This window comes from Pseudomonas sp. ITEM 17296 (assembly GCF_028895205.1).
Lineage (GTDB): Bacteria > Pseudomonadota > Gammaproteobacteria > Pseudomonadales > Pseudomonadaceae > Aquipseudomonas > Aquipseudomonas kermanshahensis.
The window spans coordinates 99,844-124,803 of record NZ_WJRS01000017.1; the positions used below are offsets into that span (position 1 = coordinate 99,844).

22 protein-coding genes are annotated in these 24,960 nt (G+C 63.4%); 16 read left to right on the forward strand and 6 right to left on the reverse strand.

Going from position 1 to position 24,960, the window contains the following annotated elements:
• Positions 1 to 43: 43 nt before the first annotated feature.
• Both GIB19_RS18685 and GIB19_RS18690 read left to right on the forward strand, forming a co-directional pair.
• A complete protein-coding gene (locus tag GIB19_RS18685) occupies positions 44 to 985 on the forward strand; it encodes an AEC family transporter (protein ID WP_085272652.1) in 942 nt (313 codons plus the stop codon).
• Between the two features lie 56 nt (positions 986 to 1,041).
• Positions 1,042 to 2,397 (forward strand): amino acid permease, encoded by a 1,356-nt coding sequence (locus GIB19_RS18690; RefSeq protein ID WP_027595583.1) that lies wholly within the window; start codon positions 1,042 to 1,044, stop codon positions 2,395 to 2,397.
• 25 nt (positions 2,398 to 2,422) lie between these two features.
• Here GIB19_RS18690 and GIB19_RS18695 read toward each other — a convergent pair whose 3' ends face one another.
• From GIB19_RS18695 to gatC, 5 genes are all read right to left on the reverse strand, one after another.
• A complete protein-coding gene (locus GIB19_RS18695) occupies positions 2,423 to 3,466 on the reverse strand; it encodes a calcium/sodium antiporter (RefSeq protein WP_027595584.1) in 1,044 nt (347 codons plus the stop codon).
• Between the two features lie 61 nt (positions 3,467 to 3,527).
• Complete coding sequence (locus GIB19_RS18700; protein ID WP_027595585.1) at positions 3,528 to 3,902, reverse strand: septal ring lytic transglycosylase RlpA family protein; 375 nt, start codon at positions 3,900 to 3,902, stop codon at positions 3,528 to 3,530.
• A gap of 155 nt (positions 3,903 to 4,057) precedes the next feature.
• The gene (gene gatB, locus GIB19_RS18705) at positions 4,058 to 5,503 is read right to left on the reverse strand and encodes an Asp-tRNA(Asn)/Glu-tRNA(Gln) amidotransferase subunit GatB (RefSeq protein WP_085272653.1); all 1,446 of its coding nucleotides are present in this window, start codon (positions 5,501 to 5,503) and stop codon (positions 4,058 to 4,060) included.
• An 11-nt stretch (positions 5,504 to 5,514) separates the two neighbouring features.
• Positions 5,515 to 6,966 (reverse strand): Asp-tRNA(Asn)/Glu-tRNA(Gln) amidotransferase subunit GatA, encoded by a 1,452-nt coding sequence (gene gatA / locus GIB19_RS18710; protein ID WP_274887557.1) that lies wholly within the window; start codon positions 6,964 to 6,966, stop codon positions 5,515 to 5,517.
• Between the two features lie 15 nt (positions 6,967 to 6,981).
• The gene (gene gatC, locus GIB19_RS18715; RefSeq protein WP_027595588.1) at positions 6,982 to 7,269 is read right to left on the reverse strand and encodes an Asp-tRNA(Asn)/Glu-tRNA(Gln) amidotransferase subunit GatC; all 288 of its coding nucleotides are present in this window, start codon (positions 7,267 to 7,269) and stop codon (positions 6,982 to 6,984) included.
• 205 nt (positions 7,270 to 7,474) lie between these two features.
• Between gatC and mreB the strand changes: the two genes are divergently transcribed.
• From mreB to tldD, 8 genes are all read left to right on the forward strand, one after another.
• Entirely contained in the window at positions 7,475 to 8,512 is a 1,038-nt protein-coding gene (mreB, locus tag GIB19_RS18720; protein ID WP_003255163.1) for a rod shape-determining protein MreB, read from the forward strand.
• Positions 8,513 to 8,707: 195 nt separating this feature from the next.
• Complete coding sequence (mreC, locus tag GIB19_RS18725) at positions 8,708 to 9,730, forward strand: rod shape-determining protein MreC (protein WP_446731393.1); 1,023 nt, start codon at positions 8,708 to 8,710, stop codon at positions 9,728 to 9,730.
• Positions 9,730 to 10,218, forward strand: a complete 489-nt coding sequence (mreD, locus tag GIB19_RS18730; protein WP_027595590.1) for a rod shape-determining protein MreD — start codon at positions 9,730 to 9,732, stop codon at positions 10,216 to 10,218. Before mreC ends, mreD begins: the two co-directional genes overlap by 1 nt.
• Before the next feature lie 33 nt (positions 10,219 to 10,251).
• Positions 10,252 to 10,863, forward strand: coding sequence for a Maf family protein (locus tag GIB19_RS18735; protein WP_099428390.1), 612 nt, complete (start codon positions 10,252 to 10,254; stop codon positions 10,861 to 10,863).
• Between the two features lie 54 nt (positions 10,864 to 10,917).
• Positions 10,918 to 12,375, forward strand: coding sequence for a ribonuclease G (gene rng, locus GIB19_RS18740; protein ID WP_027595592.1), 1,458 nt, complete (start codon positions 10,918 to 10,920; stop codon positions 12,373 to 12,375).
• Between the two features lie 82 nt (positions 12,376 to 12,457).
• A complete protein-coding gene (locus GIB19_RS18745; protein WP_274887568.1) occupies positions 12,458 to 16,273 on the forward strand; it encodes a YhdP family protein in 3,816 nt (1,271 codons plus the stop codon).
• Positions 16,274 to 16,287: 14 nt separating this feature from the next.
• A complete protein-coding gene (locus tag GIB19_RS18750) occupies positions 16,288 to 17,139 on the forward strand; it encodes a carbon-nitrogen hydrolase family protein (protein ID WP_099428392.1) in 852 nt (283 codons plus the stop codon).
• A gap of 2 nt (positions 17,140 to 17,141) precedes the next feature.
• The gene (gene tldD, locus GIB19_RS18755) at positions 17,142 to 18,581 is read left to right on the forward strand and encodes a metalloprotease TldD (protein WP_027595595.1); all 1,440 of its coding nucleotides are present in this window, start codon (positions 17,142 to 17,144) and stop codon (positions 18,579 to 18,581) included.
• A gap of 117 nt (positions 18,582 to 18,698) precedes the next feature.
• Here tldD and yjgA read toward each other — a convergent pair whose 3' ends face one another.
• Positions 18,699 to 19,217: a ribosome biogenesis factor YjgA gene (gene yjgA / locus GIB19_RS18760; RefSeq protein WP_027595596.1), complete on the reverse strand. Its 519-nt coding sequence runs from the start codon at positions 19,215 to 19,217 to the stop codon at positions 18,699 to 18,701.
• Positions 19,218 to 19,325: 108 nt separating this feature from the next.
• Here yjgA and pmbA point away from each other — a divergent pair, with 108 nt between their 5' ends.
• The 6 genes from pmbA to GIB19_RS18790 all read left to right on the forward strand — a co-directional run bounded on the left by pmbA (position 19,326) and on the right by GIB19_RS18790 (position 24,724).
• Positions 19,326 to 20,672, forward strand: a complete 1,347-nt coding sequence (pmbA, locus tag GIB19_RS18765; RefSeq protein ID WP_027595597.1) for a metalloprotease PmbA — start codon at positions 19,326 to 19,328, stop codon at positions 20,670 to 20,672.
• Positions 20,673 to 20,924: 252 nt separating this feature from the next.
• Positions 20,925 to 21,326 carry a hypothetical protein gene (locus GIB19_RS18770; RefSeq protein ID WP_027595598.1) on the forward strand — a complete coding sequence of 134 codons (402 nt, stop codon included), beginning with the start codon at positions 20,925 to 20,927 and terminating at the stop codon, positions 21,324 to 21,326.
• Positions 21,319 to 22,695, forward strand: a complete 1,377-nt coding sequence (locus GIB19_RS18775; protein ID WP_099428394.1) for a class II fumarate hydratase — start codon at positions 21,319 to 21,321, stop codon at positions 22,693 to 22,695. The genes GIB19_RS18770 and GIB19_RS18775 overlap by 8 nt, the downstream gene beginning before the upstream one ends.
• 49 nt (positions 22,696 to 22,744) lie before the next feature.
• A complete protein-coding gene (locus tag GIB19_RS18780) occupies positions 22,745 to 23,206 on the forward strand; it encodes a hypothetical protein (RefSeq protein ID WP_027595600.1) in 462 nt (153 codons plus the stop codon).
• 1 nt (position 23,207) lies between these two features.
• Positions 23,208 to 23,819, forward strand: coding sequence for a superoxide dismutase (locus tag GIB19_RS18785; protein ID WP_027595601.1), 612 nt, complete (start codon positions 23,208 to 23,210; stop codon positions 23,817 to 23,819).
• Positions 23,820 to 23,830: 11 nt separating this feature from the next.
• The gene (locus tag GIB19_RS18790) at positions 23,831 to 24,724 is read left to right on the forward strand and encodes a ZIP family metal transporter (protein WP_027595602.1); all 894 of its coding nucleotides are present in this window, start codon (positions 23,831 to 23,833) and stop codon (positions 24,722 to 24,724) included.
• The last annotated feature ends 236 nt before the right edge of the window (positions 24,725 to 24,960 follow it).

Below are 24,960 nucleotides of genomic sequence, written 5' to 3' on the forward strand. Positions count from 1 at the left end.
ATCATTAGCCCCCTAACGGCAACCCCTGCAGGATCGCTTGCGCATGCTCGCCCTTCTTATCCAGACGCTGAACATCACGGCACCGGTCTTCGCCATGCTGTTCATGGGCGTGCTGCTCAAACGCATCCACCTGATCGACGACAACTTCAACCGCGTCGCCTCACAGCTGGTGTTCAACGTCTGCATGCCGGCGCTGCTGTTCCTCGGCATCTACCACGCCGACCTGGCAACGGCGGTCAAACCGGGCGTGCTGCTGTATTTCGTCGCGGCCACCCTGGTTGGCTTTGGCGTGGCCTGGGGGCTGGCCATTTGGCGTTGCCCGCCAGCGGACCGCGGCATCTACACCCAAGGCGCATTTCGCGGCAACAACGGCGTAATCGGCCTGGCCCTGGCCGCCAGCCTGTATGGCGACTACGGCATCTCGCTGGGCGCGGTGCTGGCAGGCCTGGTGATCCTCCTGTACAACTCGCTGTCGGCGGTGGTGCTAGCGGTGTACAGCCCGGACCTCAAGTCCGACCCGTGGAGCATCTGCAAGAACATCTTCAGCAACCCATTGATAATCAGTGTGCTGGTGGCAACGCCCATGGCCTATGGCCAGGTGCCGTTGCCCAACTGGTTGCTCACTTCAGGCGACTACCTGGCGCAGATGACCTTGCCGCTGGCATTGATGTGCATCGGTGGCACCCTGTCGCTGGCGGCGCTGCGTGACAGTGGCAGGCTGGCCATCGATGCCAGCCTGGTGAAGATGGTCTGGTTGCCGCTGATCGGCACACTGGGTGCGTGGCTGTGCGGGTTCCGCGGTGCCGAGCTGGGCATTTTGTTCCTGTATATCGGCAGCCCGACGGCGGCAGCCAGCTATGTCATGGCGCGGGCGGCCAACGGCAACCATGAGTTGGCGGCTTCGATCATCGTGATCACTACGCTAATGGCGGCGATCACCACCAATATCGGTATTTTCATCTTGCAGTGGGGCGGATGGATCTAGATCCTTGACTGCAAATAACAGCAATAACACTGCCTCACTGAGCTAAAGGACACTTCATGCAAGACCAGAGCACGCCCGAGCGCTTGCAGCGCGGGCTGAAGAATCGCCATATCCAGCTGATCGCGCTGGGTGGGGCCATCGGCACCGGGCTGTTCCTGGGGATCGCCCAGACCATTCAACTGGCCGGCCCTTCCGTTTTGCTGGGCTACGCCATCGCCGGCCTGATGGCTTTCTTCATCATGCGCCAGTTGGGCGAAATGGTGGTCGAAGAGCCGGTCGCCGGCAGCTTCAGCCACTTCGCCCACCAGTACTGGAGCGAGTTCGCAGGCTTCGTCTCGGGCTGGAACTACTGGGTGGTGTACGTGCTGGTGGGCATGGCCGAACTGACCGCCGTGGGCATCTATGTGCAGTACTGGTGGCCCGATTTCCCCACCTGGGCGACGGCGGCGATCTTCTTCGTGGCGATCAACCTCATCAACCTGACCCAAGTGAAGGTCTACGGCGAGATGGAGTTCTGGTTCGCCTTGGTCAAGGTAGTGGCCATCGTCAGCATGATTGGCTTTGGTGCCTGGCTGCTGAGCAGCGGCCACGGCGGCCCGGACGCCAGCGTGGCCAACCTGTGGCAATACGGCGGGTTCTTCCCGAATGGCGTTACTGGCCTGATCATGGCCTTGGCTGTGATCATGTTCTCTTTCGGTGGGCTGGAGCTGGTGGGTATCACCGCCGCCGAGGCAGATAACCCGCGCCAGAGCATCCCCAAGGCCACCAACCAGGTGGTCTACCGCATCCTGATTTTCTACATCGGCGCCTTGGCGGTGCTGTTGTCGCTGTACCCGTGGCAGAAGGTGGTGCAGGGGGGGAGCCCGTTCGTGATGATTTTCCATGAGCTGGACAGCGACCTGGTGGCGACCATCCTCAATGTCGTGGTGCTGACGGCGGCGCTGTCGGTCTACAACAGCTGCGTCTACGCCAACAGCCGCATGCTGTTCGGCCTGGCCAGCCAGGGTGATGCGCCGCGCCAGCTGCTCAAAGTCAGCCGCAGTGGTGTGCCTCTGACGGCGCTGGGTGTTTCGGCGTTTGCCACGGGCATGTGCGTACTGATCAACTACCTGATGCCCGGTGAAGCCTTTGGCTTGCTGATGGCCCTGGCGGTGTCGGCGCTGGTGATCAACTGGGCGAGCATCAGCATCACCCACCTCAAATTCCGCAAAGCCAAGCTGGCGTCGGGTATTACCCCGTTCTACCAGAGCTGGGGGCACCCGGTTACCAATTACCTGTGCCTGGCGTTCATCGTGCTGATCCTGGTCGTGATGTACCTGACGCCGCCGATTCGCATCTCGGTGATGCTGATTCCGGGTTGGATTGCGGTGCTTTGGGTCGCGTTCCGGTTGAAGAAGGCCCGGCAGGGCTGAGGGCTTGTGGCGCCCTCCGCAGGCCTCAGTGCTGCCGCCGCCACGCACGTACGGTGGTGTACAGCAGCACCAAGGCCAGCACTGGCAGGACATAGAACAGCATGAGCCGCTCCAGGCGGCCGGCCAATGGCATGCCGGTGGTAAAGGCCACCACATGCAGCCCATAGGCCAGGTACAGGCAGAGAAACACCAGGCCTTCAGCGCGGGTGATCCGGTAGCCCGAATAGAACACGGGCAGGCTCAAGACGGCGACGCCCAGCATCACGGGCAGGTCGAAGGCCAGCGCGTTGGGTGAGATCGACAGCGGTTCAGGGGTGATCAGCGCGGTCAGGCCCAGCACTCCCAGCAGGTTGAACAGGTTGCTGCCGATCACCGTGCCAACGGCGATTTCCCGTTCGCCGCGAAGGGCGGCAATCATCGCGGCGGCCAGCTCTGGCAATGACGTGCAGACCGCGACCACGGTCAGGCCGATGATGCGTTCGGAAAGGCCCAGGTCAGTCGCCACCTCAACGGCGGCTTCCAGTAGCAAGTGGCCGGCCAGGCTCAGCAGGCCAAGGCCAAGCGCAATCTGCAGCAGCGTGCTTGACCAAAAGCGTGCACCACTGACCTTGATGTTGCTGGGCGCGGGGTAGGTGCGAGCGTAATGGCGTGATTGATGCCAGAGCATGACCAAGTAGCCCACCAGCGCCAGCAACAGCAGCAGGCCCTCCCCGCGGCCCAGGTAGCCATTGGCGGCCAGCGCATACACCAGCGCGCTGGCGACGATCATCAAGGGGATGTCCAGACGAACCAGTTGGCGTGAAACACGCAGCGGGATGATCAGCGCGGCCAGGCCAAGAATCACCAGTACGTTGAAGATGTTGCTGCCAATCACGCTGCCGACGGCGACATCCGGTGCGCCCTGGAAGGCGGCCTGTAGGCTTACCGTGAGCTGCGGTGCGGTGCTGCCGAAGGCCACCAGGCTCAGCCCGATGATCAGTGGGCGCACGTGCAGGCGCAAGGCCAGGCGCAGGGCCATGCGTACCAGCAGCTCGGCACCGCAGGCCAGCAGCAACAAGGCGACGCCCAGTTGCAGGAGGCTGAAGGTGGGAAGGGTGGCCAGGTCGAAAATGGTCAGGGCTCCAGTAGGGTCAGTCGCTCAGACCTTGTACCCGCACGCGCGCCGTTCCGCTACGGAGCATGCCGATTTTTTCTGCTGCAGCGCGTGACAGGTCGATTAGCCGGCCGCGTGTATGCGGGCCGCGGTCATTGATGCGCACCACCACGCTGCGTTGGTTGGCGAGGTTGGTGACCAGCACGCGGCTGCCGAACGGCAGGCTGCGGTGAGCGGCGGTAAGGCCGTGCTGGTTGAAAGGTTCGCCACTGGCCGTGCGTTTGCCGTGGTGGCGCGAGCCGTAATAGGAGGCGGTGCCGGTCTTGTCGTAGCCGCGGGGGTCGATATCGTGGCTGGCACAGCCGGCCAGCAGGGAGAACAAGGCGAGGGTGCCGAGGGATCGTTTTAGCAAGTCTGATGCTCCGGTGCTGCCATTGGGGCCGCTGTGCGGCCTTCGCGGGGCAAGTCCGCTCCCACAGGTATTTCAGTGGCTTCGAAACTGTGGAATACCTGTGGGAGCGGGCTTGCCCCGCGAACGAGGGCGTAGCCCTCGCCGCATTTTTCAGCTCACCCTTCGAGCTTGGCTTTGAGCAATTGGTTCACTTGCCCCGGGTTGGCCTTGCCCTTCGACGCCTTCATCGCCTGGCCGACGAAGAAGCCGAACATCTTGCCGCGCTTGGCCTCGTCGGCGGCGCGGTACTGTTCGACCTGTTCGGCATTGGCAGCCAGCATTTCGTCGAGCATCTTGTCGATCGCACCGGTGTCGGTGACCTGCTTCAGGCCACGGCTCTCGATGATGCTGTCGGCATCGCCTTCACCGGCGGCCATGGCCTCGAACACGGTTTTGGCGATCTTACCGCTGATGGTGTTGTCGCTGATACGCAGCAGCATGCCACCCAGCTGCTCGGCGCTGACCGGCGCCTGGTCAATCTCGACCCCCAGCTTGTTCAGCAGGCTGCCCAGCTCGACCATGACCCAGTTGGCTGCCAGCTTGGCGTCGCCACCAATCTTCACCACTTGCTCGAAGTAGTCTGCCTGTTCCCGGCTCGATGCCAGCACGTTCGCGTCGTAGGCCGACAGGCCGTACTGGCTCTGGAAGCGCTCGACCTTCTGCGGCGGCAGCTCTGGCAGGCCGGCGCGGATGGTGTCGAGGAAGCTGTCCTCGATGACCACCGGCAGCAGGTCTGGGTCGGGGAAGTAACGGTAGTCGTTGGCTTCCTCCTTGCTGCGCATGGAGCGGGTCTCGTCCTTGTTCGGGTCGTACAGGCGGGTTTCCTGGATGACCTTGCCACCGTCTTCGATCAGGTCGATCTGGCGCTGGATCTCGCTGTTGATCGCGCGTTCGATGAAGCGGAACGAGTTGACGTTCTTGATCTCGCAGCGGGTACCGAACTCGGCCTGGCCTTTTGGCCGGATCGACACGTTGCAGTCGCAGCGCAGCGAGCCTTCGGCCATGTTGCCGTCGCAGATGCCCAGGTAGCGCACCAGGGCGTGGATCGCCTTGACGTAGGCCACGGCTTCTTTGGCGCTACGCATGTCCGGCTCGGAAACGATTTCCAGCAGCGGCGTGCCGGCGCGGTTCAGGTCGATGCCGGTGGAGCCGCTGAAGTCTTCGTGCAGGCTCTTGCCGGCGTCTTCCTCCAGGTGCGCACGGGTCACGCCGATGCGCTTGATGGTGCCGTCTTCCAGGGCGATGTCCAGGTGGCCCTTGCCGACGATCGGCAGGTCCATCTGGCTGATCTGGTAGCCCTTGGGCAGGTCGGGGTAGAAGTAGTTCTTGCGCGCGAACACGTTGCGCTTGCCGATCTCGGCATCGATCGCCAGGCCGAACATGCACGCCATGCGCACGGCTTCCTGGTTCAGCACCGGCAGTACACCGGGCATGCCCAAGTCAACCAGGCTGGCCTGGGTGTTCGGCTCGGAGCCGAAGGTGGTGGCGCTGCCGGAGAAGATCTTCGACTGGGTGGCGAGCTGAGTATGAATTTCCAGCCCGATCACAACTTCCCATTGCATGTGTGAACTCCTCAGAAGCCGTTGGGGGCGCGGGTGTGCCAGTCGGTCACTTGCTGGTAGCGGTGCGCGACGTTGAGCAGGCGGCCTTCCTGGAAGTAGGGCGCCAGCAGTTGCACGCCGACCGGCAGGCCATCGACGAAGCCAGCCGGCATCGACAGGCCCGGCAGGCCCGCCAGGTTGGCGGTGATGGTGTAGACGTCTTCCAGGTAGGCGGCGACGGGGTCGCTGCTCTTGGCGCCGAGCTTCCAGGCCGGGTTCGGCGTGGTTGGGCCGAGGATCAGGTCAACACCTTCGAACGCGGCCATGAAGTCGTTCTTGATCAGGCGACGAATCTGCTGGGCTTTGACGTAGTAGGCGTCGTAGTAGCCGGCCGACAGGGCGTAGGTGCCCACCATGATGCGGCGCTGCACTTCGGCACCGAAGCCTTCGCCACGGGAACGCTTGTACAGGTCGGTCAGGTCTTTTGGCGCTTCGCAGCGGTAGCCGAAGCGCACGCCGTCGAAACGCGACAGGTTGGAGGATGCCTCAGCAGGCGCGATCACGTAGTACGCCGGGATGGCGTGCTGCATGTTCGGCAGGCTGATTTCCTTGACCACGGCGCCGAGCTTTTCCAGCTCCTTGACGCTGGCTTGCACCAGGTCAGCGATGCGCGGGTCCAGGCCTGCGCCGAAGTATTCCTTCGGCAGGCCGATGCGCAGGCCTTGCAGCGAAGCGTTGAGGTTGGCGCTGTAGTCCGGCACCGGCTCTTCGATGCTGGTGGAGTCCTTGGTATCGAAACCGGCCATGCCTTGCAGCAGCAGCGCGCAGTCTTCGGCCGTGCGGGCCAGCGGGCCGCCTTGGTCGAGGCTGGAGGCGTAAGCGATCATACCCCAGCGCGAAACACGACCGTACGTCGGTTTCAGGCCAGTCAGGTTAGTCAGCGCTGCCGGCTGTCGGATCGAGCCGCCAGTGTCGGTGCCGGTGGTGGCCGGCAGCAGGCGCGCGGCGACTGCCGCAGCCGAGCCGCCCGACGAACCGCCCGGGACGTGCTCCAGGTTCCACGGGTTTTTCACCGGGCCGTAGTGGCTGGATTCGTTGGCCGAACCCATGGCGAATTCGTCCATGTTGGTCTTGCCCAGGGTAACCATGCCGGCTTCAGCCAGCTTGGCGACCACGGTGGCGTCGTACGGCGCCTTGAAGTTGTCGAGCATCTTCGAGCCGCAGCTGGTGCGTACGCCGTTGGTGCAGAACAGGTCCTTGTGGGCAACGGGCGCACCCAGCAGGGCGCCAGCCTCGCCAGCGGCGCGACGGGCGTCAGCGGCACGGGCCTGGCCCAGGGCCAGTTCCTCGGTGACGCTGATGAAGCTGTTGATTTGCGGGTCGAGCTGTTTGATGCGCGCCAGCAGGGCGCCCGTCAGCTCTTCGGAGGAAAACGACTTGTCGGCGAGTCCGCGGGCGATCTCGGCCAGGGTCAATTGGTGCATGGCAGGCTCTATCCCTTACTCGATGACTTTGGGAACCAGGTACAGACCGCTTTCGGTCGACGGTGCGATGGCCTGGTAGGCCTCGCGCTGGTTGCTTTCGGTGACCTGGTCGGGACGCAGTCGCTGGCTGGCCTCCAGGGGGTGGGCGAGGGGCTCGATGCCAGTGGTGTCGACCGCTTGCATCTGGTCGACCAGCCCGAGAATGCTGTTCAGTGCATCGGTAATGCGTGGCAGTTCGCCATCATTCAGCCCCAGACGGGCCAGATGGGCGATCTTTTCCACGTCGCAGCGTTCAAGCGCCATGGGGATCTCCAGGGGAAACAAAGAACGGAATTAGGGTCCGTGATGAGGAACATGTCGGCATTCTGGCGGTCATACGGCCGCGATCATCTGCTGGCGTGCTCGGAAAAACGACCAATTTAACATATTGGCTCCTTGCCCAAAATCCCTGCCATTGTTAGAGTTTGCCGCACTTTTTTACCCACGCTTTCCCCAGGGTCACTTTCCCATGTTCAAGAAACTGCGTGGCATGTTTTCCAGCGATCTTTCCATCGACCTGGGTACTGCCAACACCCTTATTTACGTGCGTGAGCGCGGTATCGTCCTGAATGAGCCCTCGGTTGTTGCCATCCGTACCCATGGCAATCAGAAAAGCGTCGTCGCCGTCGGTACCGAAGCCAAACGCATGCTGGGCCGTACGCCCGGCAACATTGCTGCCATTCGTCCGATGAAGGACGGCGTCATTGCCGACTTCAGCGTTTGTGAAAAAATGTTGCAGTATTTCATCAACAAGGTTCACGAGAACAGCTTCCTGCAGCCCAGCCCTCGCGTGCTGATCTGCGTGCCGTGCAAGTCGACCCAGGTAGAGCGCCGCGCGATTCGCGAGTCGGCCCTGGGTGCCGGTGCCCGTGAAGTGTTCCTGATCGAAGAGCCAATGGCCGCCGCCATCGGTGCCGGCCTGCCGGTCGAAGAAGCCCGTGGTTCGATGGTCGTCGATATCGGTGGTGGTACCACTGAAATCGCCCTGATCTCGTTGAACGGCGTGGTTTACGCCGAATCCGTCCGCGTCGGCGGCGACCGCTTCGATGAAGCCATCGTGACCTACGTGCGCCGCAACTACGGCAGCCTGATCGGCGAGTCCACCGCCGAGCGCATCAAGCAGGAAATCGGCACCGCCTACCCAGGTGGCGAAGTGCGCGAAGTCGATGTCCGCGGCCGTAACCTGGCCGAAGGCGTACCGCGTGCCTTCACCCTGAATTCCAACGAAGTGCTGGAAGCCCTGCAAGAATCCCTGGCGACCATCGTCCAGGCGGTCAAAAGCGCCCTGGAGCAATCGCCGCCGGAGCTGGCCTCCGACATCGCCGAGCGTGGCCTGGTGCTGACCGGTGGTGGCGCACTGCTGCGCGACCTCGACAAACTGCTGGCCCAGGAAACTGGCCTGCCGGTGATCGTCGCCGAGGACCCGCTGACCTGTGTCGCCCGTGGCGGCGGTCGCGCCCTGGAGATGATGGACAAGCACGCGATGGACCTGCTCTCCAGCGAGTGATGCTGCTCGCTGTTCCTGAGCGCCCGGTTTACAGGTAGCACGCACAGTGCTACCTGTATGCGTTGGGCTGGCGTCCGTCCGGGCGTCGTTTCCGTCAACCCGCAACCAGGCTGGTGCGTTGTCCCATGTCCAATGACCTCCTGAGTCGTCCACGAGGAACGGCCCATTAAACCGCTTTTCTCCAAGGGCCCTTCGCTGGGCGTTCGTCTGCTCGTATTGGTGGTGCTGTCGGTCGCGCTGATGGTGGTCGATGCGCGCTTTGCCGTGCTCAAACCCGTGCGCAGTCAGATGGGCCTGGTATTGATGGAGTCGTACTGGATCACCGATTTGCCGCAGCGTTTGTGGCAAGGCGTGGCAGGCCAGTTCGGCAGCCGTACCGAACTCATCGCGGAAAACGAAAAACTCAAGACCGAGGCCCTGCTGTTGCAGGGGCGCCTGCAGAAGCTGGCGGCCCTGACCGAGCAGAACGTGCGCTTGCGTGAACTGCTCAACTCATCCGCCCTGGTCAACGAAAAGGTTGAAGTGGCCGAGTTGATCGGCGTCGACCCCAACCCGTTCACGCACCGCATCCTGATCAACAAGGGCGAGCGCGATGGCGTGTTCCTCGGCCAGCCGGTGCTCGATGCCCGCGGCCTGATGGGCCAAGTGGTCGAGTTGATGCCCTACACCTCGCGGGTACTGTTGCTGACCGATACCACCCACAGCATTCCGGTGCAGGTCAACCGCAACGGCCTGCGCGCCATCGCCAGTGGCACCGGCAACCCGGAGCGCCTGGAGCTACGCCATGTGGCCGATACCGCCGACATCAAGGAAGGCGACCTGCTGGTCAGTTCCGGCATGGGCCAGCGCTTCCCGGCCGGTTACCCGGTGGCCACGGTCAACGAAGTGATTCACGACTCCGGCCAGCCGTTCGCCATCGTTCGCGCCATCCCTACCGCCGCGCTCAACCGCAGCCGCTACATGCTGCTGGTGTTCAGCGACCGACGCAGCCCGGAGCAACGCGCCACTGACGCTGCGATCGCGCAGGAAGAGGCCGATCGCAAAGGCACATCGGTCGGCGTCCAGCCTGGCGCCAATGGCGAGCAGGGCGCACCTGTTACTCCGGCGGCGACGCCTGCAGCACCTGCAGCCGCTACCCCGCAGCCCACCGCGGCCCCTGCAGCGCCTGTAGCGCCGGCCGCACCTGCGGCAGCGCCCGCCCAACCTCGGAGGCAATGATGGCTGCATCACGCCGTAATAATGGCTGGGTCATCTGGCTGACGTTCGCCATCGGCCTGCTGCTCAGCGTTTCGCCGATGCCGCAGTTCATGGAAGTGTTCCGGCCTATGTGGCTGGCGCTGCTGGTGTCGTTCTGGACACTTGCGGTCCCAAGCAAGGTCGGCATGACCACGGCCTTTGTGCTAGGGCTGGCCGAGGATGTGCTGTATGGCACGTTGCTGGGGCAGAACGCGCTGATCCTGACCTTGATCACCTTCCTGGTGCTGTCATTGCAACAGCGCCTGCGCATGTTCCCGATGTGGCAGCAGAGCCTGGTGATTCTGGTGATTTTCGGTATTGCCCAGTTGATCCAGCTGTGGCTCAGTGCCTTGACCGGTAACCGCCTGCCGACCTTGGCGCTGGTGTGGTCAGCGGTCATCAGTGCCTTGCTCTGGCCATGGATCAGCTTTGCCCTGCGCGACCTGCGCCGACGCTTGCGTATAAATTGACGGCGTTGCCGCGACTGACAGGGAGATGTCTACATGAACCCGCTTTACCTGGCCTCTGGCTCGCCACGTCGTCGTGAATTGCTGACCCAGATCGGCGTACCGTTCACCACGGTCAGCGCCCCCATCGATGAAACCCCGCTCGCCGACGAAGGCGCCGCAGCCTATGTCGAGCGCCTTGCCCGGGCCAAGGCAGAGGCTGGCCTGGCCTGCCTCCAGGGCCCTGCTGTCGTCCTGGGCGCAGATACGGCGGTGGTCCTCGAAGGCCGTATTCTCGGTAAACCCGAAAACCGTGAACATGCCCTGGCCATGCTGGCCGACCTGTCTGGCCGCGAGCATCAGGTGCTGACGGCTGTCGCCCTGAGCGATGGCCAGCGCAGGCAAAGCCTGTGCGTCACCAGCAACGTCCGTTTTCGTACCATCAGCGCTGATGAAGCCGCCCGTTATTGGGCCAGCGGCGAGCCTGCCGACAAAGCCGGTGGCTATGCCATCCAGGGGCTGGCGGCGGTCTTCGTCACCGCCCTGACGGGCAGCTACTCCGCCGTGGTCGGCTTGCCGTTGAGCGAGACTGCCGATTTGCTGGCCCAGTTCGGCATTGCCTGCTGGCAAGTGCCCGCGCTTTCTTCAGAGGTAACAAACCCGCGGTAGCCAGTACCGCGTACGCGATCCATCATTATCCAAGACCTTTGACGAGAGCCTGCCATGAGTGAAGAGATCCTGATCAACATCACCCCGATGGAGTCACGTGTGGCGGTGGTGGAAAACGGGGTGCTGCAGGAAGTGCACGTCGAGCGCACCCTGCGCCGCGGCATCGTCGGCAATATCTACAAGGGCAAGGTGGTGCGCGTGCTGCCCGGCATGCAGGCGGCCTTCGTCGACATCGGCCTGGAGCGGGCGGCGTTCATCCACGCCTCGGAGATCTCCCAGCGCGAAGGCTCGGCGGTAGAGAACATTACCGCGCTGGTGCATGAAGGCCAGGCCCTGGTGGTACAGGTGACCAAAGACCCGATCGGCACCAAGGGCGCACGCCTGACCACGCAGTTGTCGATCCCTTCGCGTTACCTGGTGTACATGCCGCGCAGCAGCCATGTCGGTATTTCCCTGAAGATCGAAGACGAAGCTGAGCGTGATCGCCTCAAGCAGGTAGTCAGCAGCTGCATGGACAGCGAGAACATCAAGGATGCCGGTGGTTTCATCTTGCGTACTGCCGCCGAAGGCGCGCGCGCGGAAGAAATCCTGCAGGACATTCGCTACCTGCGCCGCCTGTGGGAGCAGATCGGCAGCCAGATCCAGAGTTGCGGCGCACCCACGGTAATCTACGAAGACCTCGGCCTGGCACTGCGTACCCTGCGTGACCTGGTCAACCCGAAGATCGAGAAAATCCGCATCGATTCGCGTGAAACGTTCCAGAAAACCACGCAGTTCGTCGGCGAACTGATGCCCGAAATCGCCGATCGCCTCGAGCATTACCCTGGCGAACGGCCGATCTTTGACCTGTACGGCGTCGAAGACGAGATCCAGCGCGCCCTGGAGCGCAAGGTGCCGCTCAAATCCGGTGGCTACCTGGTGGTCGACCCGGCTGAAGCGATGACCACCATCGACGTCAACACCGGTGCCTTTGTCGGCCATCGCAACCTCGAAGAGACCATCTTCAAGACCAACCTCGAAGCCGCCACCGCCATTGCCCGGCAACTGCGCCTGCGCAACATCGGCGGCATCATCATCATCGACTTCATCGACATGGAAGATGAAGAGCATCAGCGCCAGGTGCTGCGCACCCTGGAAAAACAGCTCGAGCGTGATCACGCCAAGACCAACATCATTGGCATTACCGAGCTGGGCCTGGTGCAGATGACCCGCAAGCGCACCCGCGAGAGCCTCGAGCAGGTGCTGTGCGAGCCGTGCCTGGCGTGCCAGGGGCGCGGCAAGCTGAAAACCCCCGAGACCATCTGCTACGAAATCTTCCGTGAAATCCTGCGCGAGGCCCGTGCCTATCAGGCCGAGGGCTACCGCGTGCTGGCCAATCAGAAGGTGGTCGACCGGCTGCTGGACGAGGAGTCCGGCAACGTTGCGGAGCTTGAAACCTTCATCGGCCGAACTATCCGCTTCCAGGTCGAGTCGATGTACTCGCAGGAACAATACGATGTGGTGCTGCTCTGAGGCTTCGCGAAACGCGCCACAGGATGGCCGGGCTGGCAAAACCGGCACTTAGGGCCATCATGGATAAACGACCTGGAGGGCCATGGCCATGGGACGTCTGAACCGCGTTCTTGTCGCCTCGACCCGCTGGGGGCTGGGCATTTGCGCGCTGCTGGCGGTGTTGGTGGCGCTGTACGTTAGCGTTGGCCGGCAACTGGTGCCGCTGGTGGCCGAATACCGGGCCGATGTCGAGCACAAGGCCGAGCAAGCGTTGGGCTTGCCGGTGCACGTTGGTGCCCTGGAGGGCCGCTGGAGCGGGCTTGCGCCTGTACTGCGCGTTCGCGATCTGCAATTGGGCGAAGGTGCTGGCGCGTTGCGCCTGGACGAGGTCAAGCTGGTGCCAGACCTCTGGGCCAGCCTGACCTCCCGTGAGGTACGCCTGGCACGTATCCAGCTGGGTGGCTTGCAACTGATCCTGCGCGAAGACGCGCAAGGCGCCTGGAACCTCGAAGGGCTGCCAAAGAAGGATGATGCCCCGCTCGACCCCGCCGAGTTGCTGCAGCGCCTGCGCCAACTGGGGCGCATCGATGTGTTCGACAGCCAGGTAACCCTGCATCCCTGGCAGCGCGACCCCCTGACCTTGACCTACGTGAGCGTGGGCTTGCAGGCCGGTGCCTCGCGCCAGGCCCTCGACCTGCGCGCCACGCTGCCTGACGGCCAGCCCCTGGCGCTGAACCTGCGCAGCCGCGCGTCGGCCGAGGCCTGGCGCGATGGCCAGGTTGCCGCCTACCTGAGCCTGCCGCAAAGCGATTGGGCACGCTGGTTGCCGCCGAGCCTGCTGGGCAAGTGGCACGCCAGCGCATTGCGCGCGGGTGGCGAGTTCTGGGTCGACTGGGGCAAAGGCCAGTTGCAGCAAGCCGTGGTCCGGCTCAATGCGCCCCAGCTACAAGGCGCTTACGCCGAGCGCAAAGCCGCGACCTTGGAGAACCTGGCGTTGTCTGCGTGGTTCCAGCGCAACGAGCAAGGTTTTGATGTCATGGTCGATTCCCTGGCCATGAATATCGGCAAGAACCGTTGGGAATCCCACCTTCAGTTACGTCAGCGCCCAGGTCAGGCCCCCGCTGATGAGCGCTGGCAAGTGCAGGCCGATCGCCTCGACCTCACCCCCCTGACCCCGTTGATCGATGCCCTGGCACCGCTGCCGGACAACCTCATGGCCGTGGTCGATGGCCTGAACGTCACCGGCGCGCTGCGCAACGTGCGCCTGGAGGCGCGGCCCAAAGCCGAAGGCGACCAGCGCCTGCAGTTTGCCGCCAACCTGGAGAAGGTTGGTTTCAACGCTTACCACGGTGCCCCGGCGGCCGGCAATGTCAGCGGCAGCGTCAGTGGTGACCTGGGCCACGGCGAGCTGCGGCTGGATACTGATGCGTTCATGCTGCACCTGTACCCGATCTTCGCCAAACCCTGGCATTACCAGCAGGCCAATGCGCGCCTGACCTGGGCCCTCGACAAAGAAGGCTTCACCCTCGTCGCGCCCTACCTGAAGGTACTGGGCGAGGAGGGCAAGATCGCCGGTGACTTCCTCATTCGCCTGCTGTTCGAAGAGGGCCGCGAAGACTACATGGACCTGCGCGTCGGCTTGACCGAGGGCGATGGCCGCTACACGGCCAAGTACCTGCCCGAAGTGCTGAGCCCGGCCCTCGACGAATGGCTGCGCAGTGCGATCGTCAAAGGCACCGTGGACGAGGGCTACTTCCAGTACCAGGGCTCGCTGAACCATGGCGCCGCGCCAGAGGCGCGCAGTATCAGCCTGTTCTTCAAGGTGCGCGACGCGGTGTTGGACTTCCAGCCCGGCTGGCCACAGGTGCAACAGGTGGACGGTGATGTGCTGATCGAGGACAGCGGTGTGCGCATCAAGGCTCACCATGGCCTGTTGCTCGACACCAAGGTCAGTGACGTCAGTGTCGACATCCCCCACGTCGAGGGTGACCAGCACAGCCATCTTTACCTTGATGGTGATTTCGACGGCGGCCTGGACGACGGCCTGAAAATTCTCAAAGAGGCGCCGATCGGCACGGGCGAGATCTTCGCCGGCTGGGAAGGCGAGGGCCCGCTCAAGGGCAAGGTCAAGCTCGATATCCCTCTGGCCCATGGGGAACGGCCCAAGGTTCAGGTGGACTTCGCCACCGCTGATGCCCGCCTCAAGGTGGCCCCGCCTACCCTGGAGTTGAACCGCCTGAAGGGCGATTTCAGCTTCGATTTGGACAAAGGGCTCAGTGGCAAGAACATCAGCTTGCAGGCGTTCGGCAAGCCGGTCACCGCGCAGATCGTTGCCGAGGGCGCGCCAGGGCAGATGCAGACTCGCATCAACGCCAATGGCCAGGTCGCGCTGAAGGCGCTGACCGAGTGGCTGCAATTCAACCAGGCCTTGCCGGCCTCGGGCGACTTGCCGTACCAGTTGCAGCTCAACCTGGGCAGCCGGGACAACAGCCTTAGCGTCAATTCCTCACTCAAGGGCCTTGCCATCGACTTGCCTGCGCCCTTTGGCAAGGCCGCTGCGGACACCCGCGACAGCCGTTTCAGCATGAACCTGCAAGGCTCGGAGCGGCGCATTGACGCCGGTTATGCCGACCTCGCGCGCTTCGCCTATGCCGCGCCTTCCGACAAGCTGGCCCAGGGCCGCGGCGAATTGCTGCTGGGCACGGGGCAGGCGCAAGTACCGGCCGGCCAGGGCTTGCGCGTACGTGGGCGCCTGGAAACACTCGACCTGGCCCCCTGGCAGGCCAAGGTGGCCAGCCTGGGCGGTGATGACCCCGGTGGCAGTGCGCGGCAGATCCTGCAAAGCGTCGACCTGAGCATTGGCCAACTGAAGGCCTTCGGCATGGACCTCAACCAGGCGGTAGTACGCCTGGCCCGGGGTGGCCCTGCGTGGGACCTGCGGCTGGACAGCAAGGAAGTCATCGGCAACGCACGCGTGCCGGATGCCAAGGGCGCGCCCATGTCGATTCGCTTGCAGACCTTGCGCCTGCCGGCGGCCGACCCGGCCCAGGCCCAGGCCGAGGAAGGGCCTGACCCGTTGGCCTCGTTCGACCCGCGCAAGGTACCTGCGCTGGACCTGAGCATCGACAAGCTCTACCGCGGCGACGACCTGTTCGGCAGCGCCTCGATCAAGCTGCGCCCAACCGCGCGCGGCGTGTCGGCAGACGATATCGACCTGGACTTCAAAGGCCTGCGCATCGACGGCGGCGGTGGCTGGGAAGGCCAGCCGGGCAGCACCAGCAGCTGGTACAAAGGGCGCCTGGATGGCAAGAACCTGGCTGATGTGCTCAAGGCGTGGGGGTTCGCGCCTACCGTAACCAGCCGCGATTTCCGCCTGGATGTCGATGGCCGTTGGCCCGGTTCGCCTGCCTGGGTGGGCCTGAACCGCTTCTCCGGGAGCATGGACGCGGCGTTGCGTACCGGCCAGTTTGTCGAAGTCGAAGGCAGTGCCCAGGCCTTGCGCGTGTTCGGCCTGCTCAATTTCAACTCCATCGGCCGTCGCCTGCGCCTGGACTTCTCCGACCTGTTCGAAAAAGGCCTGGCCTATGACCGGGTCAAAGGCCTGCTGGTGGCCAGTAATGGCGTGTACGTGACCCGTGAACCGATTACGGTGACCGGCCCTTCGAGCAATTTCGAGCTCGAGGGCACCCTGGACATGGTCCGTGACCGGGTGGATGCCAACCTGCAAGTGACCCTGCCGGTCACCAACAACCTGCCGTTGGCCGCTTTGATCGTCGGTGCTCCGGCAGTCGGGGGCGCGCTGTTCCTTGTGGATCGGTTGATCGGCGACCGGGTCTCACGCTTTGCCAGCGTGCATTACCGCGTCGAGGGGCCGTGGAAAGAGCCTAGAATCACATTTGTGAAACCTTTCGAGAAATAGCGCCAGGAGTATTCATGAAGGCAGCGGTGATCCAGATGGTCAGCCAGGACGACGTGCTGGCCAACCTGCAGCGGGCCGGCGCCCTGCTTGAGCAGGCCGCGCTCGGTGGCGCACGCCTGGCCGTGCTGCCAGAGAACTTCGCTGCAATGGGGCGCAAGGATGCTGCGGCGATCGGGCGTGCCGAAGCCTTGGGGGAAGGGCCGATCCTTCCCTGGTTGAAACGCACGGCGCGCGACCTCAAGTTATGGATTGTTGCCGGCACGTTGCCGTTGCCACCGGTCGGCCAACCTGATGCCAAGGCCCATGCCTGCTCGTTGTTGATCGATGAACACGGTGAAGTGGCCGCGCGCTATGACAAGTTGCACCTGTTCGACGTGGACGTCGCCGACAACCGCGGCCGTTATCGCGAGTCTGATGACTATGCCCATGGCGCACAGGTGGTGGTGGCCGATACCCCGGTTGGGCGCCTGGGCTTGAGCGTATGCTATGACCTGCGCTTCCCCGAGTTGTACAGCGCATTGCGCGCAGCCGGGGCAGAACTGATCACCGCACCTGCCGCCTTCACGGCGGTGACGGGGGCGGCGCACTGGGATGTGCTGATTCGCGCGCGTGCCATCGAGACCCAGTGCTACCTGTTGGCCGCAGCGCAGGGCGGCACCCATCCAGGGCCACGGGAAACCCATGGCCATGCAGCGATCATCGACCCTTGGGGGCGGATCGTTGCGCAGCAGGCGCAGGGCGAAGCGGTATTGCTCGCCGAGCGCGACATTGACGAACAAGCGTCCATTCGGGCGCGCATGCCGGTGGTATCGCACCGGCGCTTTTTCTCGCAGGACGCCTTGCGGCCTGCGCACACCTCGGAGTGACTATGAGCCAGATGTTATCCACCGTCAGCGAGCAGCTCCTGGCCCCAGGCGGATTGACCCTGGACAGCCTGCAGGCTGTGCTGGGTGAGTTGGCCGGCCCGGGCATCGATGCCGCCGACTTGTATTTCCAGGGCCAGATCTCGGAAACCTGGGCGCTCGAGGACGGCATCGTCAAAGAGGGCAGCTTCAACCTGGATCAGGGCGTGGGCGTACGTGCCCAATCCGGTGAAAAGACCGGCTTCGCCTACAGCAATGCTATCAACCTGGAAGCCTTGACCTCTGCGGCCCGCGCCGCGCGTTCGATTTCCCGCGCTGGGCAGAATGGCACGGTGCAGGCGTTCCGTAGCCAGGATGTGACCGCCCTGTATGCTCCGGACAACCCGCTGGATGTGCTGACGCGCGCCGAAAAGGTCGACCTGCTCAAGCGAGTCGACGCGGCGACCCGTGCGCTGGACCCGCGTATCCAGCAGGTCAGCGTGAGCATGGCCGGGGTCTGGGAGCGCATTCTCATCGCCGCGGCTGACGGCAGCCTGGCCGCCGACGTGCGCCCGCTGGTGCGTTTCAACGTCAGTGTCATCGTCGAACAGAATGGCCGCCGCGAGCGTGGTGGCCAGGGCGGTGGCGGGCGTACCGACTACCGGTTCTTCACCGAAGACAAGGTCATGGGCTATGCCCGTGAGGCCTTGCGCCAAGCGCTGGTGAACCTGGAAGCGATTCCTGCGCCGGCGGGCACCTTGCCGGTGGTGCTGGGCTCGGGTTGGTCGGGCGTGTTGTTGCATGAGGCGGTGGGCCATGGCCTGGAAGGCGACTTCAACCGCAAGGGCAGCTCGGCGTTCAGTGGCCGCATCGGTGAGCAGGTAGCGTCGAAGCTGTGCACCATCGTTGACGACGGCACCCTTGAAGGCCGCCGTGGCTCACTGAGCGTGGATGACGAAGGCACCCCGACCGAGTGCACCACGCTGATCGAAAACGGTGTGCTCAAAGGCTACATGCAGGACAAGCTGAACGCCCGCCTGATGGGCATGGCGGTGACCGGCAACGGCCGTCGCGAGTCCTACGCGCATCTGCCGATGCCACGCATGACCAACACCTACATGCGTGCCGGCGAGAGCGACCCGCAAGAAATCATCGCCTCGGTGAAAAAAGGCATCTACTGCGCCAACCTTGGCGGTGGCCAGGTGGATATCACCAGCGGCAAGTTCGTGTTCTCAACCAGTGAGGCGTACCTGATCGAGGACGGCAAGATTACTGCGCCGGTCAAAGGGGCAACGCTGATTGGTAACGGGCCGGAGGCGATGAGCCGCGTGTCGATGGTCGGCAATGACCTGGCCCTGGACAGTGGTGTCGGGACCTGCGGCAAGGATGGGCAATCGGTGCCGGTAGGGGTAGGGCAGCCGACGCTGAAGCTGGATGCGATCACAGTTGGCGGTACTGGTGCGTGATGGCGTTGGGGACCGCTTTGCGGTCCTTTCGCAGCGCAAGGCTGCTCCTACAGGTATCGCATGCACCTGTAGGAGCAGCCTTGCGCTGCGAATGGGCCGCAAAGCGGCCCTACGGCATCAACGCAAGCCGCGCTGCAGCTCGTCGAGGTCGCGGATGTACTTGAACACTTTGCGCGCAGCAGCAGGCGGTTTGTTCCGCGCTTTTTCGTGCTGGGCATGGCGGATCAGCGAGCGCAGTTGCTGGCGATCGGTGTCCGGGTATTCGTTGACGAAGCGCTCGAGGTCTTCGTCATTACCGTCGATGAGCCGGTCGCGCCAGCGCTCCAGGCCGTGGAAGCGCTCGTTGTACTGGCGGGTCGAGCTGTCCATCTGTTCGAGCAAGGCATGGATGGCATCCAGGTCCTGGACGCGCATCAGCTTGCCGACGAACGACATGTGCCGTTTGCGGGCTCCGTGAGCTGTGTGCTTGCTGGCCTCGGCCAACGCTTTGCGTAGCTCGTCGGTCAACGGCAGGCGTGCCAGGGTGTCGGCCTTGAGCGTAGTGAGGCGCTCGCCGAGTTCAACCAGTTCATGCAGTTCGCGCTTGATCTGGGTTTTGCTTTTTTCGCCGTCGTAGGCGTCGTTTGAATCAACCATGGTGGCAGTCCGCTAGAAATCGCCGCCATGATAACCAGTCGGGGGCCGCTTGTCCGGCCCGGTCGTAGAATGACCCTCGCCGAACGCAGAATTTGAGTGGAGAGAACCATGAGTGCAGTCCAGAGCGTAGGTCCGAAAGACCTGCCAGCGTTGCAGGAACAGGTCGAAGCGATCATCGCCGAAGCGCGTCGCCAGGGTGCCAGTGCCTGCGAAGTAGCGGTGTCGCTGGAGCAGGGCCTGTCCACCACGGTGCGCCAGCGTGAGGTCGAAACGGTCGAGTTCAACCGTGACCAGGGCTTTGGCATCACCCTCTATGTCGGCCAGCGCAAAGGCTCGGCCAGCACCTCCGCGAGTGGCCCAGACGCGATCCGCGAGACCGTTGCCGCAGCCTTGGCCATCGCCAAGCACACCTCCGAAGACGAATGCTCGGGGCTGGCCGATGCCGCGTTGATGGCGCGCGAAATCCCGGACCTGGACCTTTATCACGACTGGGATATCGAACCCGAGAAGGCGATCGAGATGGCCTTGGCCTGCGAGGCTGCGGCGTTCGACGCCGATGCCCGCATTCTCAACGCCGATGGCACCACCCTCAACACCCATCAAGGGTGCCGGGTGTACGGCAACAGCCACGGTTTCATCGGTGGTTATGCGTCGACCCGGCACAGCCTGAGCTGTGTGATGATCGCTGAGGGCGACGGGCAGATGCAGCGCGACTACTGGTATGACGTGAACCGCCAAGGCACCTTGCTGGCTGACCCGCGCAGCATCGGCCAGCGCGCGGCCCAGCGTGCGGCCAGCCGCCTCGGCGCGCGCCCGGTACCAACCTGCGAAGTGCCGGTGCTGTTCTCGGCGGAGCTGGCCGGCGGCCTGTTCGGCAGCTTCCTCTCGGCGATTTCCGGCGGCAACCTGTACCGCAAGTCATCGTTCCTTGAAGGCACACTAGGCCAGCGCCTGTTCCCAAGCTGGCTGACCCTCGATGAGCGCCCGCATATTCCTCGGGCCTTGGGCAGTGCCGCGTTCGATGGCGATGGCTTGGCGACCTACGCCAAACCGTTCGTCGACAAAGGTGAGTTGGTGTCGTACCTGCTGGGCACCTATTCCGGGCGCAAGCTCGGGCTGCCGAGCACGGCCAACTCCGGTGGTGTTCACAACTTGTACGTAACCCATGGCGTCGAAGACCAGGCTGCCCTGATCCGCCGCATGGGGCGTGGCTTGCTGGTGACCGAGCTGATGGGGCATGGCCTGAACATGGTGACCGGCGATTATTCGCGTGGGGCTGCGGGTTTCTGGGTCGAGAACGGCGAGATTCAGCACGCGGTGCAGGAAGTGACCATCGCCGGGAACATGAAGGATATGTTCCAGCAAATTGTCGCGATCGGTAACGATCTAGAGACACGCAGCAATATCCATACGGGCTCCGTGCTGATCGAGCGAATGACGGTTGCAGGGAGCTGATAGGTAACCTGCTCTGGCCGCTTCGCGGGTAAACCCGCTCCCACAGGATCACCGACTGGCTTCAGGGTACTGTGGGAGCGGGTTTACCCGCGAAGAGGCCGGTACAGCCCAACCTGTTTCAGACTGATTTAGAGAACCCGGCCTTGGTGCCGGGTTTTTTTATGCGTCCTACCTCACGGCTTTAGTCGATCCGCACTTGAAGTGATTCTATTTATCACTTAATAATGAATATCATTACCTAGTTGCTTGGCGATGGTGTTCATGAAATCCGTCCTTCACGAATTGCCCTATTTGGAAAACTGGCGCTGGCTCAGCCGGCGCATTCGCTGCGCGCTCGAGCCCGATGAGCCGCGCCTTATCGAGCACTACCTGGCCGAAGGCCGTTACCTGGTGTGCTGCACCGAAACCTCGTCCTGGACGGTGGCGTTGACCTCCTTCCGCCTGCTGCTGGATACCGCCTGCGACCGCATGCTGCCGTGGCATTGGCGCTGCCTGTGCCTGGACCAGGCCTGGCGCCCGTTGCTGGACCTGCGCAACCTCGACCGCCGCGAACAGAACCAGCGCTGGCAGCCCTACGCCCTGCAGTTGGCCAACTGCGTGCTGCTGCCTTCGATTTCTCCCGATGAACTGATGCAAGGATTAGACGATGAGTAATACCCGTATCGAGCGTGACAGCATGGGTGAGCTGCAGGTGCCTGCCGAGGCCCTGTATGGCGCCCAGACACAGCGCGCGGTCGACAACTTCCCGATCAGCGGCCAGCGCATGCCGGCCCAGTTCATTCGCGCATTGCTGCTGGCCAAGGCGGCAGCGGCCAAGGCCAACATCGAGCTGGAGCAAGTGACCGCCGACCAAGGCCAGGCCATCGTCAAGGCGGTGGAGCAACTGCTCGCGGAAGATTTTATCCAGCATTTCCCGGTGGACGTGTTCCAGACAGGTTCCGGCACCAGTTCGAACATGAACGCCAACGAAGTGATCGCCACCCTGGCCAGCCGGGTGCTCGGTGATGCGGTCAATGCCAACGACCATGTTAACTGCGGCCAGAGCAGCAACGACATCATCCCGACCACCATCCATGTCAGTGCCGCCTTGGCGCTGCACGAGCAGCTACTGCCGGCGCTGCGGCACCTGGTGCAGGTGATCGAGGCCAAGTCGGTGCAGGTGCACGCCTTTGTAAAAACCGGCCGCACTCACCTGATGGACGCCATGCCCGTGCGCATGAGCCAGGTGCTCGACGGTTGGGCGGCGCAAATCAACGGCGCCCTGGCACACATTGAGGCGACCCTGCCGAGCTTGCAGGCGCTGGCCCAGGGCGGTACCGCCGTCGGGACCGGCATCAACGCCCATCCACAGTTCGCTGCCGGCTTCGCGCGTCAGTTGAGTGCCCTGACCCAGGTCGAGTTCACCCCCGGGCAAAACCTGTTTGCGCTGATCGGCTCGCAAGACACGGCGGTGGCCCTTTCCGGCCAGCTCAAGACCACCGCCGTGGCACTGATGAAAATCGCCAACGACCTGCGCTGGATGAACTCCGGCCCCTTGGCCGGCCTTGGCGAGATCGAGCTGCAAGGCTTGCAGCCGGGCTCGTCGATCATGCCGGGCAAGGTCAACCCGGTGATCCCGGAAGCCACCGCCATGGTCGCCGCGCAGGTGATCGGCAATGACGCGACCATCGCCATCGCCGGGCAGTCGGGCAACTTCGAGCTGAACGTCATGTTGCCGGTAATCGCCCGCAACCTGCTGGAAAGCATCGAGCTGATGGCCAACGTCAGCCGCCTGCTGGCCGACAAGGCCATCGCCACCTTCAAGGTCAATGAAAGCAAGCTCAAGGAGGCGCTGGCGCGCAACCCGATCCTGGTCACTGCGCTGAACCCGATCATCGGCTACCTCAAGGCCGCCGAAATCGCCAAGACCGCCTACAAGCAGGGCCGCCCGATCATCGACGTGGCGCTGGAACACACCGACTTGTCGCGTGACCAGCTCGAGGCTCTGCTGGACCCGGAAAAACTCACGGCCGGCGGTATCTGACTCAGCGTCACCGCCGAGCGTACGAGCCATCGCGCTCAGGAGAAACGTCATGCAGCACTGGAAACGCACCACTGAAACCGCCAACCGCCTGTTCGAGCAAGGTGAATGGGTCGATGCCCGGGAACACTACCTGCAAGCCTTGGCCTTGGCCCAGGTGCTGTTCGAGCGCTGGCATGACGTCGACGAAGCGGTGGCGGTGTTCGTCATCGCCCACCACAACCTGGCCGACCTGCACCTGCGCCTGAACCAGCCGCACGAGAGCGCCGACTACCTGTGCTCTGCACACCAGCGCCTGCTCCAGGCCAGCCAGGAGGCCCGCTTGCCCCAGGCGCTGCGGGATGCAGCGCTGCGCCACAGTTCACGCACCTACACCGAATTGCTGAGTTTCATTGCCGAGTACGGACAGTACCCGCGCACCGAGCGCCTGCTCAACCGTCACGCCCCCGCCGCCAGCGAGCTGGCCGCGCAAACAGGCGTGACACCCAGAACCCACGCTTACGGAATCCATTGATATGCCACATACCTTGCCTGCGTTGCCTTATGCCTACGATGCGCTGGAGCCGCACATCGATGCCCAGACCATGGAAATTCACCACAGCAAGCACCACCAGACCTACATCAACAACCTCAACGCTGCCATCGAAGGCACCGAGTGGGCCGAATGGCCGGTGGAGCAGCTGGTAAGCGCGGTAAAGCAGCTGCCAGAAAAGCTGCAGGGCGCCGTGATCAACCAAGGCGGCGGCCACGCCAACCACACGCTGTTCTGGACGGTGATGGCGCCACACGGCGGCGGCCAGCCACACGGTCAGGTGGCCAAGGCCATCGAGGCCGAGCTGGGTGGGTTCGACGCGTTCAAGGACGCCTTCACCAAAGCAGCGCTGACCCGCTTTGGCAGTGGCTGGGCCTGGCTCAGCGTCACCCCGGGCAACACGCTGGTGGTCGAAAGCAGCGGTAACCAGGACAGCCCGCTGATGCACGGCAACACGCCGATTCTCGGGTTGGACGTGTGGGAGCACGCCTACTACCTGAAATACCAGAACCGTCGCCCTGAATACATCGGTGCCTTCTACAACGTCGTCGACTGGGCGGAAGTGGAACGTCGTTATCTCGAAGCCTTGAAGTGAGTCGATCCGGTATGCGTTCACAGGTGTTGTCCGTCAGCAGCGTGCGTCTGTTTCGTCTGGCGATAGGAACCTTGCTGTTGCTGGCGGGCACAGCATTGCTGCTGGCGCAGGGCATTGCCTGGCTGGGCCTGGAGCCGCGCATGCTGCGTGCCCTCGAAGGGGGCGCATTGTGTGCGTTGGGGACAGCGCTGGGCGCGGTACCGGTGTTGGTGATTCGTAACATGCCGGTAGCCCTGGCCGACACACTGCTGGGCTTCGGCGCGGGTGTGATGCTGGCGGCCACCGCGTTTTCCCTGATCATCCCGGGGCTGGAGGCGGCGCAAGGCATCGGCTTCAGCCCATGGGGCGCGGGCGGCTTGATCAGCTTTGGCCTGATGTTTGGCGCCTTGTGCCTGTTCCTGGTCGACCTCAAGGTCTCCGGTGCCTCGCCAGAAGCCTTGGTCGGCACAGACAACCAGCCGGTGATTGCCGCGCGAATTTGGTTGTTCGTGATCGCCATCATCGCCCACAACATTCCTGAAGGCATGGCCATTGGCGTGTCTGCGGGCGGTGGCATGGCCGATGCCGACAGCCTGGCAATGGGCATCGCTTTGCAGGATGTGCCGGAAGGGCTGGTGATTGCGCTGGTGCTGGCGGGGGCGGGCATGCCGCGTTTCAAGGCATTCTTGATTGGTGCCGCTTCAGGCCTGGTCGAACCGGTGGCAGCGGTTATTTGTGCCTGGCTGGTAAATGTGGCAGAGCTGCTGTTGCCGTTGGGCCTAGCGTGTGCCGCGGGGGCGATGCTGCTGGTAGTGACCCAGGAGATCATCCCCGAGTCGCGTAGTAATGGGCATCACCGCCTGGCCAGTTTGGGATTGTGTATCGGTTTTTGCCTGATGATGGTGATGGACACGGCGATGTCTTGAATTGATTGCGCCATGATGATTGTGTCGTGGTTGCGACCGTTCGGCGGGAGATTGTCTGGGCCTGTAAGGCCGAGCGCCGCCCGCGCGGCGCTTCGCAGCACAAGGCTGCTCCTACATTTGTTTCGGGCCAATTACCCCAGCGTCATAGGCGCACGCCCCTTGGCATATGGCACGATATCGTGTTGTGAAAACAAGACGGTATCGCGCTGGCACAGGCGTTACTGGCCCGAAACAGA